The sequence below is a fragment of the New Jersey aster yellows phytoplasma genome (genome assembly GCF_002554195.1).
In the GTDB taxonomy this organism is placed as follows: Bacteria; Bacillota_I; Bacilli_A; order Acholeplasmatales; family Acholeplasmataceae; genus Phytoplasma.
The window spans coordinates 1-19549 of sequence record NZ_MAPF01000014.1; the positions used below are offsets into that span (position 1 = coordinate 1).

Sequence of the window (19549 nt, forward strand, 5' to 3'; positions counted from 1 at the left end):
ACAATTACTATTTTACTTTATTATAAATTTTTTAAAAAAACAATCAACAATTAATTAATAAATTTGTTTTTTTGTATCTTTTAATTTTTTTGTTATTATTATTTTTTTATGTTGTTTTTGTTCTTTGAATATATTATTGAAAAGCAAGTAGATAAAAAATATCAAAATCTAAGCCTTTTGCTTTATATTTGTTAGTTTTTATCCTCTTATTAAAACTTTATAGAACTTTTTAAAAAGGATTAATAATTAATATTATTTATAAATTTGAAACAGAAATTAATTTTTAATTTCTGTTTTTTTTTTGAAAAAATTATTATTTATAATATTGTAATTAGTTAATTTTAAATAAATTTCGCTAATTTGAGTTATAATAATTTTTTTTATTATTTGCTTTTGTTTTTTTAATTTATCCTTAAATATTTTATGATAATAAAAATCCAAAAAACTAAAAAAACTCATTTTAGATTGGTTAGCGAAGTTTTGCCAGTCAAAAAGAAAGTATTTTAGTTATAATAATTGGGTATAAGTTTTTTATTTTGATACCTCAATTACTTTCAAAAAGGAGAGTTTATAAATGTTTAAATGGTTGAAAAGTAAATTTTTTAAAAGTAAAAATAATGATAAATATCAACTAGGTCTTAAAAAAACCAAAGCTAGTTTTCTAGATTTTCAAACTCTTTTGAAACAATCTAACAATATTGAACAATCGCTATTACAAGCATTAGAAAGTTTGTTAATTCAAGCTGATTTTGGCACTAAAACCATTTTTTTTTTGATGCAAGCTATCAAAGATGAAATTAATCAATTTCAAATTAAAAATCCTCAAAAGCTTCCTTCCGTTGTTTTTTCTAAAATGTTTGATTTGTATCAAAATATGAAAGATATGAAAAATATAAAAGACACATTAGAAAGTTCGCAAGAACAAGAACAAGAAAAAAACAAGCAAAACAAAACCAAGGCCCCAACCCAACAAATCCCAAAGATACTTTTACATCTCAAAATAACTTTCCTCAAATGTATTTGTTTACGGGAGTTAATGGAGTAGGAAAAACAACTACTATTGGAAAAATGGCCGAAGCATTGAAACAAGAAGGCAAAAAAGTACTTTTAATTGCTGCTGATACTTTTCGTGCAGGTGCAGTAGCACAACTCCAAATTTGGGCAAAAAGAGTAGGTGTTGAAGTTTTTTGCAAGCCCTTACCAGCTCATCCTGCAAGCGTTATTTTTGAAGGAATCGAACTTGCTAAAAGTCAAAATTATGATATTATTTTGTGTGATACTGCTGGAAGATTACAAAACAAAACTAATTTAATGCAAGAATTAGCTAAAATCAATCGTGTTATTTACAAACATTTGCCCGCCTCAAATTTACAAACTTTTTTAGTTTTGGATGCTACCACAGGACAAAATGCTCTTAATCAAGTTGATTTGTTCAATCAAGCAACCCCACTTTCAGGAGCCATTTTAACAAAACTTGATGGCACTTCCAAAGGAGGGATTGTTTTTGCAATTAAGTATTTATACAATTTGCCCACTAAATATATTGGTGTAGGCGAAAAAGCCCAAGATTTAATTACTTTTGATGTTAAAAAATATCTTTTTAATTTATTTGAAGGTTTTTTTACTTCTGAAGATATTTTATAATTGATAATTATAAAGAAAAACAAAAAATTTTATTATAAAAAAAATAAACCCCACAAAAACAAATTTCACAACATCACAAAGGAGATAAAAATATGAGTATATTAGGCGAAGGCTTACAAAAAGTTATTAATAAAATTAGAGGAAAAAAATCCTAGAACAACAAGACATTCAAAATATTATGCAAGATATTAAAGTTTCTTTGGTAGAATCTGATGTTCATTTACAAGTTATTGATAAGTTTAATGAAATTATTGAAAAAAAGACTTTGAAACAAGAAGTTTTAAAAGGTTTAAATAATAAAGAACATATTATTAAAATTGTAAACAAAACCTTAATTCAAATTTTGGGTTCTACTCGTGTTGATCTTACTTTTAAGCCTAATTGCAATTTGAATACTTTAATGTTAATTGGGTTGCAAGGAAGTGGGAAAACGACTACTGCAGGAAAATTAGCTCTTTGGTTGCGCAAAAAAATAGTAAAAAAGTTTTGCTTGTAGCTTGTGATATTTATCGTCCAGGAGCAATAGAACAATTAAAAGTTATTGGTAAACAAATTAATATTGATGTTTTTTCTAAACTTGATGCTGATGTTTTAGATATTGTAGATGCAGGATTAAAACATGCTTCGCAAGAAGGATATGATGCAGTAATTATTGATACTGCGGGGCGCCTTGATACTGATGAGACAATGATGCAAGAATTGCAACAAATTAAAGCCAAAGCTGATCCTTCAGAAATTTTGTTAGTTGTTGATTGTCTTTCAGGACAACAATCTGCTAATACTGCTCAGTCGTTTCACAATCAATTAGGAGCAACTGGAGTTATTTTGACCAAAATGGATGCAGATACTAAAGGAGGAGCTGCTTTATCAGTAAGAGCAATGACAGATCTGCCTTTAAAATTTGTTTCTTCTTCAGAGAAAATTGATAGTTTAGAGCCATTTAATCCTGATAGAATGGCATCTCGTCTTTTAGGAATGGGAGATATTTTAACTTTAATTGAAACATTTACTGATAAAATTGATCCTCATCAAAGTAAACAAATGATGGAAAAATTATTTGATGATAGTTATAATTATTATGATTTTCAAAAGCAATTAAAAACCTTAAAAAAATGGGTTCTTTCAGTAAATTGTTAAGTTTTATTCCTGGATTAGGTTGCAAGATAAAACAACTTTCTGCTAATTTAGGTGATGATGGATTTAATAAATTTGAAGTTTTAATTCAAAGTATGACTAAACAAGAAAAGAAAAATCCTCAATTAATTGTTTTGAGCAGTAGACGTAGACAAAGAATTGCTAAAGGTTCTGGTAATCAATTAAGTGATGTCAATAAGCTAATTACCCTTTTAGAACAACAAAAAAAATTAGCTAAGCAAATGCAACATTTTGATGATCAAGATCTTGATAAATTACAAAATGATCCGATGTCTTTTTTTCATGATATGAATAATAATAAATAATTAAAATTATAAAATCTTTTTATAAACACAATAAAATAAAAAACCAAACAAAATCTTGTATTCTAAGAAAGTTTTTCCAAACTTTCTTTTTTTAATATTACATTAATTATTTTCTTTTTTTACCTTAAAAATAGCAAAATCATTATTAACTTATAATCAAATTTCGGCTATTAGCTAAACGATAAAATAAATAGGAGAAAAAATGAAACATTTAGTTTTAGTTGATGGCAATTCGCTTTTATTTCGAGCATATCACGCAACCGCAAGCAAATATAAGCCCCTTTTGCAAAATAAAAAAGGGATCTATACTAATGCTCTTTTGTCTTTTATTAGAATGTTTGAAAAAATTTTAGAAGAAACTAAAGGCTATATTTTAGTAGCTTTTGATACTCCTAAAACTACCAAAAGACACCAATTATACGATGCTTACAAACAAGGAAGACCAGAAACACCTTCTGCATTGATTAGTCAAATTCCTTTGATTAAACAATATTTAGAACTAATTGGTGTTAAATATCATGCCCAAGATGAATACGAAGCCGATGATATTATAGGCACCTTAGCCAAAGAAGCAAGTAATCAAAACAATACAGTATCTATTTATTCCAGTGATTGTGATTTGTTGCAATTAGTAGATAAAAAAATTACTGTTTGTTTGCTTAAAAAAGGATTGCGTGAAATTAAATACTACACACCTACCACTTTGCTTGAAGAATACGGTCTTAAAGAATATCAAATGATTGATTATAAAAGTTTAATTGGCGATCCTTCTGATAACATTAAAGGAGTGTTGGGAATAGGACCCAAAACTGCTCAAAAGTTATTACAAGAATATGATACCCTAGATAATTTGATGCAAAATTTAGACAACATTAAACCTATTTTAAAAACCAAAATCCAAAATTCTCAAACTGATTTAGAACTTAGCAAAATACTTACCGCAATTAACCTTAAAGTGCCTTTGCCCTTTGATTGTATGCAAACAGAAATTCAAATACGTTTAGAACAAAACCTTAAAAATTTTTATGAAGAAATGGATTTTAGACGCTTAGCTATTACCAAATATGCAAGAATTGAAAAAGAAATAAATACCACAAATAAATACAATAAGGAAGCATCACCTAAAGCCAAAGAAGTGCAAGAAGCAGTCAAAGATAGCAATTTAGAAAACGATAATAATTTAAACCAAACAAATCAAATCAGACCTATCGCCACCACTAACAACAATGATAATAACACTCCAAAAGTTCAAGAACAAGGCGCCAAAACACCCCAAATCAACTTTCATTATCAAATTATCAAAGACCAAAACGCTCTAAATACTTTTTTGGATCAAATCCAACCACACGAAATTTGGGCTTGTTTTTTTGAGTTGGAAAAAGAAAATGACTCAAATACTTTTTTGCAAGGAATTGGTTTTTCCAATGGCAATGCACATTTTTTTATAGATGCCAATTTGGCTTTTGCCAATAATAACTTTTGCAATTATCTAAAAGATGCTAATTTTTATAAAATTGTTTTTCACAATCAAGCAATACAATTTTTTTTAAAAACACAACACCAACAATTAAACGGAGTTATTTTTGATTTAATTTGTGCTTCTTATCTTTTATTTCCTTTGAAAAATCTTGAATTTAGTCATATTATATCAAAAATAGATATTTTAAATAACACAAATTATGTAAGCCAATTATCTCAAAAAATTTTAATTTTAGAGCAAAAAGTAGCTTTTAAATCTTTTTTATTGCACGCCATTAAAAATAGTATTTTTCATTATTTAAAAGCCCAAAACCAATTATTTTTGTTTCAAGAAATAGAGCTTCCTTTATCGAATGTTTTAGCTCAATTAGAATATGAAACCAATTTATTACAGCAAAAACAAATAATAGAAGCAAATCCAATAGAAAAAAATATATATGAAAAAATAGAAATGCAACAAGAAAAAATACCAAAAACAAATCAAATGCAAGAACAAGCTCAAGAAAAAGATTCAGATCAAAATCAATACACAAATCTCAAAAATAATCAAGAACAAGAAAACCAAATCAATCAATTAAAATCATTAAAAGATGTTTTTGGGTATCAAAACAGTTTTTTTTAAATATGACAAAAATAAAAAACTTATAATTATTTAATTAATGATAATTTTTTTTGCTTTTCGTTAAAAATTTTAGCTACTTTAGGAAATATTCAAAAAATTAAAAATTATTTCAAAATAAAAAAAAATCATCTTTTAAATGATGAACAAACATTACATTTTTTTGTAAATGAACCCACATCAGAAATCAAAAAGGACTCTCAAAATCTTTCTGAAACAACGAATTTTTGTTTGGATTCGTGGATAAAAGAAATACTTCTCGAACTAAATATTTCTTCGAATTGTGCCCAAGATTTTATAAATCAATATTTAAGTTTGGATGATGAAATTATAAATTATTATCAAAATTTATTACAACAAATTAAAGAAAAAAAATATGCATTAACCTTATTGAAAAGAAAAGTTTTTTTTGGGAATCAAAAATTAACTCCGAATTTGGACTTAGAAACATTATATGTTTTTTTACAAGAAAATATTTTAGACATGAAAAAAATTGCCATATTGCAATTATTGCGCCATTTAGAACGACACAATGAAAATGCCAAAATTACTTATTTTGCCTTAAATAATTATTTGCAACAACACATAGATTTAATTTCTAAACATTTGAATTATTTTTTTATTTTAGATAATGGTAATATTTAATTAGGTAAAACTTATTATTTATAAATTTATTTATAAAATAGAAATGTCAAACATCCAAAAACAAATCAACCAAAAAAAGATAAAAAAAGGATTATAAAACATGCCAGAATTACCTGAAGTCCAAATTATTGTAGATTTTTTAAAAACACAACTAATAGGGAAAAAAATTGTTGCAACTAAGGTATTTTATGAGCCTACTGTTAAAAATACCAAAGAATTTCAAAAAATTGAACAAACTACCATTTTGGATATTCAAAGAAAAGGTAAATTTTTATTATTTTTTTTAACTCAAGAATTAGTTTTGATAGGACATTTGAGAATGGAAGGAAAATTATTTATCAAACCTTGCGATGAGCCTAAACATAAGTACGAACATTTTTCAATTATTTTAGGAGATAAAAGTTCTTTAAGATATTATGATTTTAGGAAATTTGGTAGATTTGAAGTCAAGAATCAGAACATTTTTTTAACCCAAACTACCTTGCATCAACTAGCCTTAGATCCTTTTGAAATCAATCCAGTTTTTTTGTATCAAAAAATATTAAAGACCAAAAGTGCTTTGAAAAAAGTTTTATTAAATCAAAAAATAATTTCTGGATTGGGTAATATTTATGTTAATGAAGTTTTGTTTTTAGTAAAATTGCACCCCGAGACTAAAGCTTGCGAACTGTCTTTGAAACAAGTGCAAGAAATTGTTACAATTTCCCAAAAAGTGCTTGCCAAAGCCATTAAACTGGGTGGAACTACTGTAAGTACTTTTGAATCTCAACCAGGAATTATAGGCTATTTTCAAAATAAATTGCAAGTACATGGAAAAGTTAACAAACCTTGCATAAACTGTCAAACTAAAATTATTAAAATTAAAGTTGGTGGTAGAGGCACTTATCTTTGTCCTATTTGTCAAAATCATAATTCCAATAAAGAATTATGATTGATTTATTTTCAACTATAAAATACATCAATATTTTTTAAAAAAGAGGTTTTTTATGTTTAGTCATCTAAATTTATTTCAAATCAAAAATTCAGTTTTTTTGTCGTTTGAAGACCATCAAAGCCTAAGTTTGCTTTATCAACCACTAATAGGAACTCATGCGCTTGGCATTTATCATATTTTAGCAACTCTAAAACCTAATATTTTTTACCAACATCAATTTTTATTTGATTTGAGTGCGGTTGCAAAAAATGATTTTTTAGAAGCACAAGAAAAATTAGAAGCTCTTAATTTACTCCAAACTTTTCGCAATCCCAAAACTCAAGAAAGAATTTATTGGATTAATTTGCCATATAGATCTCAAGATTTTTTTAAAGATCCTCTTTTTAGTAATTTTTTATTAAGCGAAGTGGGTGAAGTTACTTTTTTGAGTTTGCATAATCATTTTAGTAAAGAAATCCCCACTCAAAAAAATAATTGGGATGCTTTTCAAGATATTAGTAAAAAATTTGATGATTTATTTCAAGTTCAAAAAATGGATTTACCAATTTCTTTTACTTGTCCCAACAACCAAACAAATCATTCTCCAAGACAGTTTTTAAATAAAGCTTTTGATTATGAATTATTTTTGCAAAAACTGCCTCAACGTTTCAAAAAACCATCTTTAATTTGCAATCAAACAAGTGATTTTATTCAAAAATTAAGTCTAGTTTATAATTTGGATGAAGCTACACTTTCGGAAATATATCAAAAAACTTTTTCTAATCCTAGTGAAATCGAATTATCTAAATTAAGCCTAGGTGTTAAAAGATATTATCAGATGCATACCCAAACTCAAAATTTGGTTTTTTCGAAAAGAACACAAGATAATGAACAAGACATGATTACTTTGCTCAAACGTAAGGATTCTACTCAAAGAATTATTATAAATCATTGTCCTAAAAATATGCAAGCTACTGCGGCTGATACCGTTTTTAATTTTATGGAAAGAAATAATTTAGAACTTGGATTAGTCAATGTGCTTTTAACTTATATTTTGGAACGAAAAGGCTTTGTGCCCTCAGTGGTTTATTTGGAAAAAATCTTAAAATCTTGGAAGCAAAAAGGGATTTTTGATACTGAAACAGCATATGATTTTTATATGGAACAAGAAAAAAAACCGCCCCAAACTAAGTTTAGGTCTAATTTTAAAAAACCACAAATTTCTCCTAAATGGTTAGAAGATTTTAAAAAGAAACAACAGTCATAATTTTTTTGTTTTATTTATTATTACAAGGAATAAATCCAATTTGATAACATTTTACAAAAGCAAAAGAGGTGAAAAATTAATTTATGGAATTTTCAGATATCAAAATAAAAATCAGTAAAATGATTTCACAGTGCGAAGAAACCAAAAATTTAGATATTTCTGATGATGATCTGCCAGTTATTTATAATTATTTGCTAACCAAAGATCAAGAAGATGAATATGGGAATCGTCAAGAAATCAAAACCAATCCTTTAAGAGTTGTTTGGGTCCCTACTGTTAAATCTCAAGCTCTTTATTTTAAGGAATATTGGCAATCAAAAAATGAATTGTTTGATAGTAGCATTAATTTTGATGCTCATTTAGTGAAACAATTTGTAGTGGATAATGATTCTAAGCAACAAGCCTTAAAAGAGATGAAACAAATTATTAAACATTTTGAAAAATCTACAAAAGGTTTTTATTTGTCAGGTTCTTTTAATGCTGGAAAAACTATTTTTTTGAAAAAATTAGCTTATGAATTAATTCAAAAACAAATCTCTGTTATTTTCTTTTTATGCCTGATATAATTAGAAAATTTAGAAATTTTTTGTATAATAACACTTTAGAAACAAGGTTGCAACAATTAAAAAATGTTAAGTGTTTGATTTTGGATGATCTAGGTTCAGAAAATATGACACCTTGGTTTCGTGATGAAATTTTGCTTCCTTTGTTGTATGATAGAGCTGAAAAAAAGTTGCCCCTTTTTATTAGTAGTAATTTGCCCCCCAATGAATTGCAAAATTATTTATTTCATTTGCATGGAGCTGAAAATGCTAATAGTGAAATTAAGGTATACAAAATTATTGAAAAAATTCGTACCCTTACCCGTTTTTATGATTTTTCCGAAAAACAAGATTCCTAATAAGACAGCTTTAACTTGGTCAAGGATTAAAAATGTTCTTTTTGAGAAAAACGTAATAACACAAGTAAATAATTTATTTTGGTGGAGATGATGGGAGTCGAACCCATGTGCAAAATCACTTTAATTTATATATTCTACATATTTAGTTTATTTTGTGGTTTTGCAATTTATGAAAAAACAAACAAAATCCATAAATTACTAGTCTTTTTGATATTTGCTTAAAAGAGCAAAGACAAACTCAAATAGCAAAACTTACCTTATTTCCTTCCTTAAATCGTAAGTTAATTTAAGTGCGGGTTCTGCTTATTTATTTAAGCAAAAGCTAATTGTGAAGAAAAACTGTTTACAAAATTCATTTGATAAACTGGAGTTTGTCCAGTAAAATCTTTTGTATTTGTTGCAGTTTGTTTTTTATTTCCGGTTATTATAACCTCGATGTTTTTACTTGCATAACCAAGATATGCTATATAAATTTCGTTGACCTTGGCAAATCCAAAACATCCCCATATTTTTATTTTAGTTTAAAAAACTTTTTAATTAAAAAGTTTTTTAGATTTGTTATTTATGTTTTTTTTTGAAGTGGATAATATTTTTAATTAATTTATTTCTTATACCCACTCAAAAATTATAACCAATTAAAATTTAAAATTTTGTAAAATTGCCAAAGATAAAATGATATAAAACTAAACTCAAATCAAAATTACAAAAACAAACAAAATCGTCCATATATAACAAAAAAAGGGATTTGCATCTCTTCCTTTGTTCGATTATTAATGAAATTATTCGTTAACTACAACAACATCTACAGCTTGAGCTCCGCGGTCGCCTTCTTTAACGGTGAATTCCACCTTGTCGTTTTCATTAAGTGTTTTTCTTCCAAAGACTTCAGTTTGAATAGAACTGTAATGTACGAAAATATCTTTCCCATCAGCTGAAATGATAAATCCGTAGCCTTTGTCTTTAGAAAACCATCTGCATGTTCCCTGTTCTTTTTTGTCTTGCATTATTAATAATACTCCTTCTTTTAAATTATTTCGGTTTCATAACCTATTATTTATTATAACTCATTTATTTTTTAGAGTCAAACATTTTTTCACACTTTTTTTATTTTTTCTACTTTTTTGACGTTTTTTGATAAAATTTTCATTTTTTTCGTCAAAAATTTGTATTTTTATATTTTTTTTGATATAATAAAATATGTTAAGCCCTTATAGTTTAACGGCAGAACGTAGCAATGGTAATGCTGAAATACAAGTTCAATTCTTGTTAAGGGCACCAAAAACAAATTTGAGATTATGTGGGTGTCGTATAGTGGTTATTATACGTGCTTGCCAAGCATGAGACGGGGGTTCGATTCCCCTCACCCGCTCCATACATTATATAATTTAGATGTATTATATTGGTTTATTAAAAAACTTTTCAATTTCGTTTTTTGCCCAATAACACAGTTTGATTGTTAAATTAATATAATCTATTATAGATATTATAAAAGCAAACTTTAATTAAAGTTTGCTTTTATTTATTTTAAGTATAAAAAAAATAATTAAAAAAACAATATACAAAGATATTTTATTATATTTATGTATATATAGGTAAGTTATGTAATTTTAAATAACAGTAATAAAATGATATGAAATATTTATAACCATACTATTTTAAATGGTTTTAATGTTGCTCAGTTTGACATGAAAGACGGTAGTTATTTATGGAATAATATTATGTGTTTGAAAAACAACAACACAAAAGCCAAGGTGATAACAAATTAATACTTAAATACAAAGGTCCTAAACATTTCTTACAAGAAGACAAAGACTACTACCTTGGACGTGCTCGTTTGGTTAATACAGACTTTAAAGATTCAACTAACTTCCACCTCCACTTCAACCCTGTCCGCAAAACTTTATCTCTTTACCAAGAAAAACACAATAACGATAAAACCAAAGAAGCTGAAATGAAAAGAACAATCCTAGTTGGGAATAAAAAAAGGAGTTTTAATGAATAATGTTAAAATTAAAAAAACAATTTAACATAATTTTTCTTTGTTTAATAATTTTTTATAGTATTATTATTTATTTTTAATAATAATATAATTATGGCGATGGGAAATAAAAATAGTAATAATAATGAAGTTTCCAATGATGAAGAATATGCCTTATATGTACAAGCAGAATTTGCAATACAAAACGAATTAACAAACTTCAAATTCAATAATGAAAAAAAATCAGAACTTTTGTATAAACAAAATTGTATTACAAAAGCAATTAAAAAATATAATGAAAGAAAAAATAATCATCAATTATCAATACCTCATGATAATCAATCAGAAATTTCTCAAAATAATTTGCATTCTTTAACAGAAAATGATGATAATTTATCTGGCGTTCTTCAATATATTGATTTAAAAAAACAATTCTAATATATATTCGATTGATAAACCAGAAAGTTCTAAAAAGAACGATTTTAAAAATAAAGGAGTGGTAATTAATGATTAAATTAAAAAATCAATTTCAAATAATAAGTATTTTTTTATTTACTTTTATAGGATTATTATTTATTATTAATAATAATAGAGTTATGGCGATGAATAATAATTCATCATCGAATATAAACAATGAAATCATCAATAATATAGAAGAATTTCAAAACTTAATGTTATTACAAAGAAATTCAGCACAACAAATTATTAATGCTCTTTCTAATCGTGTTTCAGAACCAGAAATATTAAATCTTTTAAATAGACATAATCAAATACATCAACAAATAGTAAATTATCAACACAGATTGTTAAATATTCAACAACAAATGATAAGCAATTTAGATTTAAATGTGTCCAGAATTCAACTCGAAAGAGAAGGTTTATCATTAGAAAATTCAATGATGATAGCTATTAACAACACTCCGTTGTATGCTTCTGAATCACAAATAAATGTATTAAGAAACATTCAAATAAATATTGATCGAAAAAAAGCGAAAATTCAAAACATAATTCAACAAATAATACAACAGCAAAGAAATAATAATCCGAACAATAGAAGAAGACGTTAAATAATCAAACATAAATTATTAAAATTTCAAACCCCCTCCCCCAGGGTCTTTTTCTTTTACCCAACAGAAATAGGTAGTATCACTGGAAATGATAAATTCAGAAATTTAGAACAATTAGTTCATGATAAAATATTCGGCACAACTTTCACAAGCAATAAATACACTGAACATGGCAATAAAACTGAACCACTAGCACGCAGTTTCTTTGAAAAAACAACTAAATTAAACTTCCCTGATACAATCTTTACGGATGATGAAGTCCAAATGTTTTCTGCATCACTTGATGGATATAATTCTAAAACCAACACCCTATTTGGAATGGTTTCTTTTCCCATCAAGAAGTTCCTATTAACTATTGGGCCCAAGTCCAATGCAACTCTATTGTAGTTAAGCTAATTTTGCTTACTTTTTAGTTTATTTCAATAACACAAATTATCATGTAGTTCGCATTTACCAATACAATAGTTTCATTAATAAAATGATTGCGGATTGTAAAAAATATTTATAATTGCTACACAAAGCAAAACAAGAATTATCACAAACAACTTATTTAAAAAAATTAAGCAAATTAAAATACAACTAAGACCTTTAAATTTGAGGTCTTTTTTTATATCCAATTTTCTCGAAAGGAAAAAAATATGAAATTATTAATAAAAATATTATCTTGGTTTTTTAAATCTTTGTCATTTTGTATTCTTTTTTGTATTTTGTCATCGCATATTTCTTCTTTATTTTTACACTTATTTTGTACATTTTATTTTTCTCATTATATATATAAAATAATTTATTTATTTTTTACAGTTGTTTGATTAATGTTGATTTTTAGTATATTAACAATTTAAAAAAATTAAAAAAATAAATCTTAATTAAGGCTCTCATCACGAGAGTCTTTTTTTATACCCAAATTTTTAAAAAGGAGCATAAAATGAAATTAATTATCTTCGAAGGACTTGACGGTAGCGGAAAAACAAGTCTAATAAAAAGCGTTCAACAAGAATTACAAAAACAAGGTAATGAAGTGGTGGCTATTCGCGGATTAGGAAGTTCTACAATCGGAAATTCTATACGTGAAACGTTTTTAACCCACAATACTTTACATAATTTAACTAGATATTTTTTAAGTTTTGCCAACATGATTCAAAACCAAGAAGAAAGTATCAAACCCCACTTACAAACTAATAAAATAATTTTAGTTAAACGTTGGTTAGGTTCTAATTTTGCCTATCGTGTATATCCTTCAAAAATTGACAAAAATTATCACATTTTTAACAATTTGAGTAAAAAATTCATCAAACCTAATATCACTATTTATCTAAAAATTCATCCTCAATTAGGTTTGGAACGCAAAATAAATCAAAAGAATCATCAATTAGATGTGATTGAAACTAGTTCCTTAACTTATTTTCAACAAGTAGAAAAGGGATATTTTGAATTTTTGAAAAACCAAAACTTAGGAACTAAAATTATCTTAAACAATATGAATGATAAAGATGCTAAATTTAATCAACAATACATTATCAAAAAAATAGGAGAAATAAAGAGTGGCAATAATAATTAAGAAAAAATGTCAAAACGGCAATTTATATATCCATTATAACAACGGAAAAATCCAAACTATTAAAAAAGATGGAACTATTCAACGGCGTACCAAAAAAATTAAATTTAAAACCCTAAAAAGACTCTAATTAAGAGTCTTTTTTTATTTAGAAAGGATTTTGCTTACATGAACCAATTAACTAATTTACATTTTAAAAATATCAATATTTTGAATCAACAATCTTTGTGTGTTGACATCACGAAACAAATAATCCAACCATCTTTATTCAACAAACCATTTAACGAATATATGATAAAAACCCACAAACTCCTAAACGAATATCTTAATAATAAACAACATAACTCTCAAAGCCAAAAAGTAATCCGTGGTAAAATCAATGAATACCTCATTTTATTATATTTTCAAAACAAAGGAATCATCAATTTATACCCACAGGCTTATTTATTCTTCATCCCAGACATTAAATTTGATTTAGTTTTATTCACAGAAACTAAAGGAATAATGGCGTTTAATTTCAAAACCTTTCTCCGAGACCGCTATAAACAAGCCATGGTAGAAGGATAACAATTAAAAAAATTAACCACACGTTTTTAGTTTTATTTATTAACTAATAACGAAACAGAAACTCAAAGACTAAACAATAAAATCAATCAAGGAAAAGTACAAGGCATTAAACAAGTAATTAACTTATTTTCCAATTCAGCCAATAATTTCTTACAAAACTTAATTACCGCCAAATTCATCCCTTTTTCTAATATCAATATAATTAAAAAATAAAAAAAGGAGTTAATATTAAAATGTTAACCAACGAACAAAAAGCGTTAAAACAATTAATAAATTATATCGAACAAGGCCAATGGGAAAAGTTAAACCTTTACTGCCAAATAATCAACCCCAAAAATCTACTTAACCCCAAAAATACAAAAATATTTACAGCTTTAAAATATTTATTTTTAGAAAAACAAACATCTCATCCATAGGGCAAACTCACTACAAAACCCATCATTATCAAAGAGTTATTAACATATTTACAAACTCATTTCCCTCAAGATAACTTTACTTTAGATTCTTTAAATTATTTAAATGATGATTTTAATAACCAAAATAACACTCATTTTTTTAGACAATCTAAAACATACCTATACCCAAGAAAAACTATTTCAATAATTAATAAAAATCATTAGTCCCGCATACGAAAACCAAGACCCTTACCACAAAAATTTATATTACCAAGAAATATTTGATAAATTAAGAAATTTTATCTCTTCAATTCCTCACAAAAATGATAAAATACACTTTACTTTAAACCAAATGGCCTCTTTACAACCTGAATTTTTTGATACCAATCAACAATCAAAACAAAAAATCCAAGACGAATATTATCGCTTATCAGAAACTTTTAAAGTACTCAACCAATCCACAAAAGGATTTAAAAAAGGCCAAATCATCACTATTGAGGGGTATACTGGATTAGGTAAAACAACTTTTGTCTACAATTTTCTTTTAGATATAGCAAAAACCAAACACAAAGAAATATCTTATTATCCTCATATTTTAGTATTTTCTTATTAAATGACCTTAGAAGAAAATTTAAATCGTTTATTAGCCCCACCAAACTCAAATTCCTCTAGATGTTATTTTAGATAAAAATTTGGAAGACTTAAGCATCACACCTCTCAAATACACAGAAAGGATGAAAATAGCAAAACAATTTTTTGCCAACATAAATTTATCATTTAGTTATGATAAAAGCAAAAATATTGATTATGTAATTGATTTAGTTTATTGTTTTTATTAATTGACCATCTTCAAATAACCAAAACCACAAACCACTTAGAAAATGACCGTCTAGCAATTGACGAAATCATGACTAAATTAAAAAAATTAGCCATTGAATTAAACATTGTTATTATCATTTTATATCAATTTTCAAAAGATACATACAGCAATTATCAAGGTAAATCACCAGAAATAACAGCTTTAAAAGGAAGTGGCGTAATTGAAACTAACTCAGATATCGTCTTAATGATGTCTGAATTCAAACCCAAACTATCCAAAGACAAAGAAAAACCCATAAATATATAATTCAACTTTAGAAGAACTATATTCATACTATAATGACAATGAAAATCAAAAAATAATCCGAAGTATGTATCAAAAAAATAGAAGTGGTAACAAAAAAACTTTAATTTATCACTTTGAAATGACCACTCAAACCTTCCAAGAAATCGGTTATGTTTTATCTTATAAAATAGAAACTTATTATTAATCAAAAAAACTAGGAGTTAAAATAAATGAATTTTCAAGAAAAAATAAAAAATATTCAAATCAACTTCCCTATGTCAGTTTTATTAAAAAAATTAAATATAATACCACCAAAATTCAATCCCAAATATCGTTTTCCTTGGTCCCATTCATGGACAAAACCCAAACTTGTTGTCATTTAAATTCAGATAATAAAATTCATTGTTGGAAATGTTGTAAAGATTACGATATTATTTTATGTTTATATAGAAATAAGAAGAATTAAAACCTTCAATAACGCTCTTGAATATTGTAGGCGATTAAAGAACCATTAAAAAAAAATACCAACTTTTAAGTTGGTTTCCTTATTGTTTCTAAATACTAAAAAATCTTTTTCTTATTAAATAATAAAAAAAGGAGAATTAAAATGGCGAGAAATTACAGGCGTTCTTATTTCAGTAAAAAATCTTTTAGAAGAAATAAATTAACTTTAGGCAGTTTTTTTACATATTGGATTTTACCTACATTAGGCATTGTTATTCCTTTGATTGTTTATTTTGCTTCAAAAGGTTATTTATCAATAGCTAAATAATAAAAAGGAGGATAAAAAAATGACTTTAAGACAAATATTAATTTTAATTGCTCTTGGTTGTATTTTTATATTTGCAGCTTATAAACTTGGTTTTATTGTTCCTGATGCAACTAAAATTACATGGATTAAATAATGAGTGTTTTTTTAAAAAACACTCATTAAGGGATAATATATTAATAAATTAAGTTAAAATTAAGGATTTTTTTAAAATGGATAAACAACAAAAAAAGAATTTTACGAACATTGTCAATGTTGCGGAAGTGATTTGGGAATGAATATAAATGATATTGATTTGAATTTATTTGGTGTAATAATGGCTTTAATGATTTTAATTAGTTTTGGATTTTTTTTATGATTTGGTTTTTTTAGTTTATTTTCTTTTTTTCAAATTAATCATGAAATTTTTACAACTCTCATTTATATTTTTGTTATTGGTATTCTTTCATTTTGTTTAATAGCTCATTTTATGCCTAAATTGCTTTTTGAAAAATTAGATTATGAAAAGTTTGAAAAAGAATAAAGGAAAATTAGATGAAAAAATATAATCTATTTGATAATTTTATTTGTTTATTGATTGGTTCAATTATGGGTATATTTTTATATATTAATTTTTTTACCAAAAATAATAAAGAATTAGAAACAATTCAAAAAGATAATAAAATAGTTGAAATAATAAGAAATTAAAAAAGTAATAATTTTATAGAAAGGAATAATTGATGGATATACAACAAACAATTATTAATATTGTTGAATCTAAAGTATTTATTTCTTTTACTTCTTTTATTTTTGGTATTTTTATTTATTGGTTTTATTTATATATCAAAGAATTAAAAAGTAAATATGATTTTAGTGATGAATTACGAGATATAGTAAACCATTATCTTAAAAAAGGTAAAATTAGTATTAGTGAATATGGCGCCTTAATTAGATTAATGGCACATATGGGGAATTACTTAGGTATATATAGAAAACATGTTGAAACAATGATTAAAGAATTTGGAGAACATGGAGGCCTTAATTTTTCTGAGGGTATTTTTGATGAAAAAGATAATAATCAAGAAAATAAAGAAAATAATAATATAGATGAAATTTTAAAAGAGAATTTAAAATTAAAAAAACAATTAAATAATATAAAAAATCCTTTAATTGCGGAATCTATTGATGATACTGGAAATGATTTTTAGTTTTAATTTTTTAAAATATTTAATTTCTTTTGATTTTAAAGATTTTTTTTATTTATTATATTTTTTATTTTATAATATTTTCCTTACTAAATCATCTTTTTTATTTGGTTTTAATGTTGGTTGGAATATTAATTTTATTAATATTTATAATATTATAAAAACTATATTTATTTTTATATGGGAACATTTAACAACTTTAATTTATCCTTTAAAATTATTTAGTTCATTGTTTGATTTTTTAATGAAAATATTAAAAATTTTTATTGATGTTTTTGGTAGTATTATAGGTTATATTAAAAGTTCTATAACAAGTCTTACCGGTCAAAAATTAATGGACCCCAGTGAAAGTACGTGGGAAAAATTAAAAGAAATAGCAAAGATGATTTTTACCGTTACTGTTGGTGGCTCTGTTATTTATTTTTTTAAAGAAGTTAATAGTTTTCTTTTAAACTCTTTCATTAAAATAGGTGATTTGTTGTTTAAAATTGTTTTAAGAATATTAGACATTATTTCAATTGTTTTAAAATTCTTTTTATTTTTGTTTAAAAAGGTTATAATAATATTGAGTTTCGTTTTATCATTTTTTATTAATTTCCTATATTTATGGGTATTTGAAAATGCTAAAAAAATGCTTTAATTATTTTTTGATAATAGAAAAGAGGTTTAAAAATGTCAAGTTTTAGAATAGGCAATAAACATTATAAAATAATTCCTTTTTTAATTACTACTGGAACATTAATTTTTTTTGTGTTTTGGATAGGTGGGATTTCTTATAAATATCATTTAGAAACCGAAGAAAGACGTAAATTACAAGAAGTAGATATTAAAGCAAAAGCAAGAGAGTTAAATAATGATATATATATTGAAAATAAAAAACTTAAAGAAGAAAACGAACATTTGAAAGATGTTCCTTATGAGTTTATAAGAGGTAACGGAGAAAAAGAATATTATAATTTATTTACTAATAAATTAGTTAAAAAAATTGATAAAGATGATACAATTTGGGAATATGATAAAAATAATGGTCTTTTGTTGAAAAAAAACTGATAAATATAACAATATTGAAGAGTATGGTTCACATGGTAAATTAATCAAAAAAACTTTATCAGATGGCGTTTGGATGGAATATAATCCAATTAATTCAAAATTAATGAAACGTAAAAATATTGATGGTTCTATTGAAGAATTTGATCATAATTCAGAAAGATTTAAAGAAATAGATAAAAATGGTAAAGTTAAATATTTCAAAACTAAAATTTATCAAACAGTTTTAGATTTTAAAAAATTAAATTCTAATGCCAGACAATTAAAAGATATAGGATTTACTCTTCAACAATTAAAAGATGCAGGATATACTGCGAAAGAATTAACAGATGCTGGATTTAGTTTGCAAGAATTAAAAGCTACAGGATTTAGTTTGCAAGAATTAAAATCTTTTGATATTTTTGATTTAAAAGATACAGGATATACTGCGAAAGAATTAAAAGCTACAGGATTTAGTTTGCAAGAATTAAAAGTTGTTGGATATACAATAGAAGAATTAAAAAATGCAGGATTTTTTTCAAAAATTTATTACAAATCTGATGGTAAAACAATTAATTTTATTATTGAATACGACCCACAAACAGGTAATAAAATTAAACAAATTTATTACAACTTTGATGGTAAAAAAATTAATTTTATTAAAGAATACGATCCAACAGGTAAATTAATTAAAGAAATTTTTTATAGTAGACCTGATTTCAAAACAATTAAATTTATTGATGATTACGACCCCCAAACAGGTAAAATAATTACAAGAACTATTTATAGACCTGATGGAACTATTAAAGAAACTAAAACATTTTAATCATGAATAAAAAAAGAAATTAAGTAAAAGCCCCCGCATTTAAAGACGAGAAGAGCGAACTAGGAGGCCAGCCGAAGTATACTTAGATTAACTATTACCCCCCTCCTATAAAGTCCCCTCTGGGGATTTAGGGGTTTTTATATTATAAA

General features: G+C 25.3%; 18 protein-coding genes, 2 tRNA genes, 1 other RNA gene and 6 pseudogenes. 25 read left to right on the top strand and 2 right to left on the bottom strand.

Annotated features, from left to right (window positions below; translation table 11 throughout):
- Window positions 1-574: 574 nt before the first annotated feature.
- The 11 genes and pseudogenes from BBA70_RS00325 to BBA70_RS00375 all read left to right on the top strand — a co-directional run.
- Window positions 575-793: pseudogene (locus tag BBA70_RS00325) on the top strand (signal recognition particle-docking protein FtsY); the annotation flags it as partial.
- Between the two features lie 110 nt (window positions 794-903).
- Window positions 904-1644 (top strand): signal recognition particle-docking protein FtsY, encoded by a 741-nt coding sequence (gene ftsY / locus BBA70_RS00330; protein WP_252861442.1) that lies wholly within the window; start codon window positions 904-906, stop codon window positions 1642-1644.
- A gap of 178 nt (window positions 1645-1822) precedes the next feature.
- On the top strand, window positions 1823-2140 hold the full coding sequence (locus BBA70_RS00335; protein WP_252861423.1) for a signal recognition particle receptor subunit alpha: 318 nt from the start codon (window positions 1823-1825) through the stop codon (window positions 2138-2140).
- Entirely contained in the window at window positions 2026-2781 is a 756-nt protein-coding gene (locus BBA70_RS00340; protein ID WP_252861424.1) for a hypothetical protein, read from the top strand. The genes BBA70_RS00335 and BBA70_RS00340 overlap by 115 nt, the downstream gene beginning before the upstream one ends.
- A complete protein-coding gene (locus tag BBA70_RS00345) occupies window positions 2775-3104 on the top strand; it encodes a hypothetical protein (protein WP_252861425.1) in 330 nt (109 codons plus the stop codon). Before BBA70_RS00340 ends, BBA70_RS00345 begins: the two co-directional genes overlap by 7 nt.
- A 202-nt stretch (window positions 3105-3306) precedes the next feature.
- On the top strand, window positions 3307-5205 hold the full coding sequence (locus BBA70_RS00350; protein WP_252861426.1) for a 5'-3' exonuclease H3TH domain-containing protein: 1899 nt from the start codon (window positions 3307-3309) through the stop codon (window positions 5203-5205).
- Between the two features lie 228 nt (window positions 5206-5433).
- Entirely contained in the window at window positions 5434-5847 is a 414-nt protein-coding gene (locus BBA70_RS00355) for a hypothetical protein (protein ID WP_252861427.1), read from the top strand.
- A 100-nt stretch (window positions 5848-5947) separates the two neighbouring features.
- Window positions 5948-6778: a DNA-formamidopyrimidine glycosylase gene (gene mutM / locus BBA70_RS00360; RefSeq protein ID WP_011412351.1), complete on the top strand. Its 831-nt coding sequence runs from the start codon at window positions 5948-5950 to the stop codon at window positions 6776-6778.
- Window positions 6779-6833: 55 nt separating this feature from the next.
- A complete protein-coding gene (locus tag BBA70_RS00365) occupies window positions 6834-8027 on the top strand; it encodes a DnaD domain protein (RefSeq protein WP_011412352.1) in 1194 nt (397 codons plus the stop codon).
- Between the two features lie 83 nt (window positions 8028-8110).
- Window positions 8111-8593 (top strand): hypothetical protein, encoded by a 483-nt coding sequence (locus BBA70_RS00370; protein ID WP_252861428.1) that lies wholly within the window; start codon window positions 8111-8113, stop codon window positions 8591-8593.
- Window positions 8594-8613: 20 nt separating this feature from the next.
- Complete coding sequence (locus BBA70_RS00375; protein WP_252861429.1) at window positions 8614-8928, top strand: hypothetical protein; 315 nt, start codon at window positions 8614-8616, stop codon at window positions 8926-8928.
- A 79-nt stretch (window positions 8929-9007) separates the two neighbouring features.
- On the opposite strand, the gene ssrA is transcribed toward BBA70_RS00375, so the two are convergent.
- Both ssrA and BBA70_RS00385 read right to left on the bottom strand, forming a co-directional pair.
- Window positions 9008-9433, bottom strand: a transfer-messenger RNA (tmRNA) gene (ssrA, locus tag BBA70_RS00380).
- Between the two features lie 274 nt (window positions 9434-9707).
- Window positions 9708-9932 (bottom strand): cold-shock protein, encoded by a 225-nt coding sequence (locus tag BBA70_RS00385; protein WP_011412354.1) that lies wholly within the window; start codon window positions 9930-9932, stop codon window positions 9708-9710.
- A gap of 200 nt (window positions 9933-10132) precedes the next feature.
- On the opposite strand from BBA70_RS00385, the gene BBA70_RS00390 reads away from it, so the two are divergent.
- The 14 genes and pseudogenes from BBA70_RS00390 (at window position 10133) to BBA70_RS03890 (ending at window position 19400) form a co-directional block, all read left to right on the top strand.
- Window positions 10133-10206, top strand: a tRNA-Thr gene (locus BBA70_RS00390).
- A 19-nt stretch (window positions 10207-10225) separates the two neighbouring features.
- Window positions 10226-10300: transfer RNA gene (locus BBA70_RS00395), tRNA-Gly, on the top strand.
- Between the two features lie 348 nt (window positions 10301-10648).
- On the top strand, window positions 10649-10930 hold the full coding sequence (locus BBA70_RS00400) for a hypothetical protein (protein WP_011412355.1): 282 nt from the start codon (window positions 10649-10651) through the stop codon (window positions 10928-10930).
- 96 nt (window positions 10931-11026) lie between these two features.
- Complete coding sequence (locus BBA70_RS00405) at window positions 11027-11344, top strand: hypothetical protein (RefSeq protein WP_252861430.1); 318 nt, start codon at window positions 11027-11029, stop codon at window positions 11342-11344.
- A gap of 68 nt (window positions 11345-11412) precedes the next feature.
- On the top strand, window positions 11413-11973 hold the full coding sequence (locus tag BBA70_RS00410; protein ID WP_252861431.1) for an SVM family protein: 561 nt from the start codon (window positions 11413-11415) through the stop codon (window positions 11971-11973).
- A 63-nt stretch (window positions 11974-12036) separates the two neighbouring features.
- Window positions 12037-12556, top strand: a pseudogene (locus BBA70_RS00415) (YqaJ viral recombinase family protein); the annotation flags it as partial.
- 342 nt (window positions 12557-12898) lie between these two features.
- Window positions 12899-13531 carry a dTMP kinase gene (gene tmk / locus BBA70_RS00420; protein WP_011412358.1) on the top strand — a complete coding sequence of 211 codons (633 nt, stop codon included), beginning with the start codon at window positions 12899-12901 and terminating at the stop codon, window positions 13529-13531.
- Between the two features lie 165 nt (window positions 13532-13696).
- Window positions 13697-14308, top strand: a pseudogene (locus tag BBA70_RS00425) (hypothetical protein).
- A gap of 20 nt (window positions 14309-14328) precedes the next feature.
- A pseudogene (locus BBA70_RS00430) lies at window positions 14329-15800 on the top strand (replicative DNA helicase).
- Window positions 15801-15825: 25 nt separating this feature from the next.
- Window positions 15826-16083: pseudogene (locus tag BBA70_RS03885) on the top strand (hypothetical protein); the annotation flags it as partial.
- Window positions 16084-16202: 119 nt separating this feature from the next.
- The gene (locus BBA70_RS00440; protein WP_011412364.1) at window positions 16203-16367 is read left to right on the top strand and encodes a hypothetical protein; all 165 of its coding nucleotides are present in this window, start codon (window positions 16203-16205) and stop codon (window positions 16365-16367) included.
- Window positions 16368-17083: 716 nt separating this feature from the next.
- On the top strand, window positions 17084-17551 hold the full coding sequence (locus BBA70_RS00445) for a hypothetical protein (protein ID WP_238374410.1): 468 nt from the start codon (window positions 17084-17086) through the stop codon (window positions 17549-17551).
- A gap of 241 nt (window positions 17552-17792) precedes the next feature.
- Complete coding sequence (locus tag BBA70_RS00450; protein ID WP_252861432.1) at window positions 17793-18188, top strand: hypothetical protein; 396 nt, start codon at window positions 17793-17795, stop codon at window positions 18186-18188.
- Window positions 18189-18220: 32 nt separating this feature from the next.
- Window positions 18221-19400 (top strand): annotated as a pseudogene (locus tag BBA70_RS03890) (DUF2963 domain-containing protein).
- Window positions 19401-19549: the final 149 nt, after the last annotated feature.

Excerpts from the sequence above, each read along its gene's own strand:
- BBA70_RS00335 (WP_252861423.1), top strand. The coding sequence starts at position 1,823 with ATGCAAGATATTAAAGTTTCTTTGGTAGAATCTGATGTTCATTTACAA.
- BBA70_RS00350 (WP_252861426.1), top strand. The coding sequence starts at position 3,307 with ATGAAACATTTAGTTTTAGTTGATGGCAATTCGCTTTTATTTCGAGCA.
- mutM (WP_011412351.1), top strand. The coding sequence starts at position 5,948 with ATGCCAGAATTACCTGAAGTCCAAATTATTGTAGATTTTTTAAAAACA.
- BBA70_RS00365 (WP_011412352.1), top strand. The coding sequence starts at position 6,834 with ATGTTTAGTCATCTAAATTTATTTCAAATCAAAAATTCAGTTTTTTTG.
- BBA70_RS00370 (WP_252861428.1), top strand. The coding sequence starts at position 8,111 with ATGGAATTTTCAGATATCAAAATAAAAATCAGTAAAATGATTTCACAG.
- BBA70_RS00385 (WP_011412354.1), bottom strand. The coding sequence starts at position 9,932 with ATGCAAGACAAAAAAGAACAGGGAACATGCAGATGGTTTTCTAAAGAC.
- BBA70_RS00405 (WP_252861430.1), top strand. The coding sequence starts at position 11,027 with ATGGGAAATAAAAATAGTAATAATAATGAAGTTTCCAATGATGAAGAA.
- BBA70_RS00410 (WP_252861431.1), top strand. The coding sequence starts at position 11,413 with ATGATTAAATTAAAAAATCAATTTCAAATAATAAGTATTTTTTTATTT.
- tmk (WP_011412358.1), top strand. The coding sequence starts at position 12,899 with ATGAAATTAATTATCTTCGAAGGACTTGACGGTAGCGGAAAAACAAGT.
- BBA70_RS00440 (WP_011412364.1), top strand. The coding sequence starts at position 16,203 with ATGGCGAGAAATTACAGGCGTTCTTATTTCAGTAAAAAATCTTTTAGA.
- BBA70_RS00445 (WP_238374410.1), top strand. The coding sequence starts at position 17,084 with ATGGATATACAACAAACAATTATTAATATTGTTGAATCTAAAGTATTT.
- BBA70_RS00450 (WP_252861432.1), top strand. The coding sequence starts at position 17,793 with ATGAAAATATTAAAAATTTTTATTGATGTTTTTGGTAGTATTATAGGT.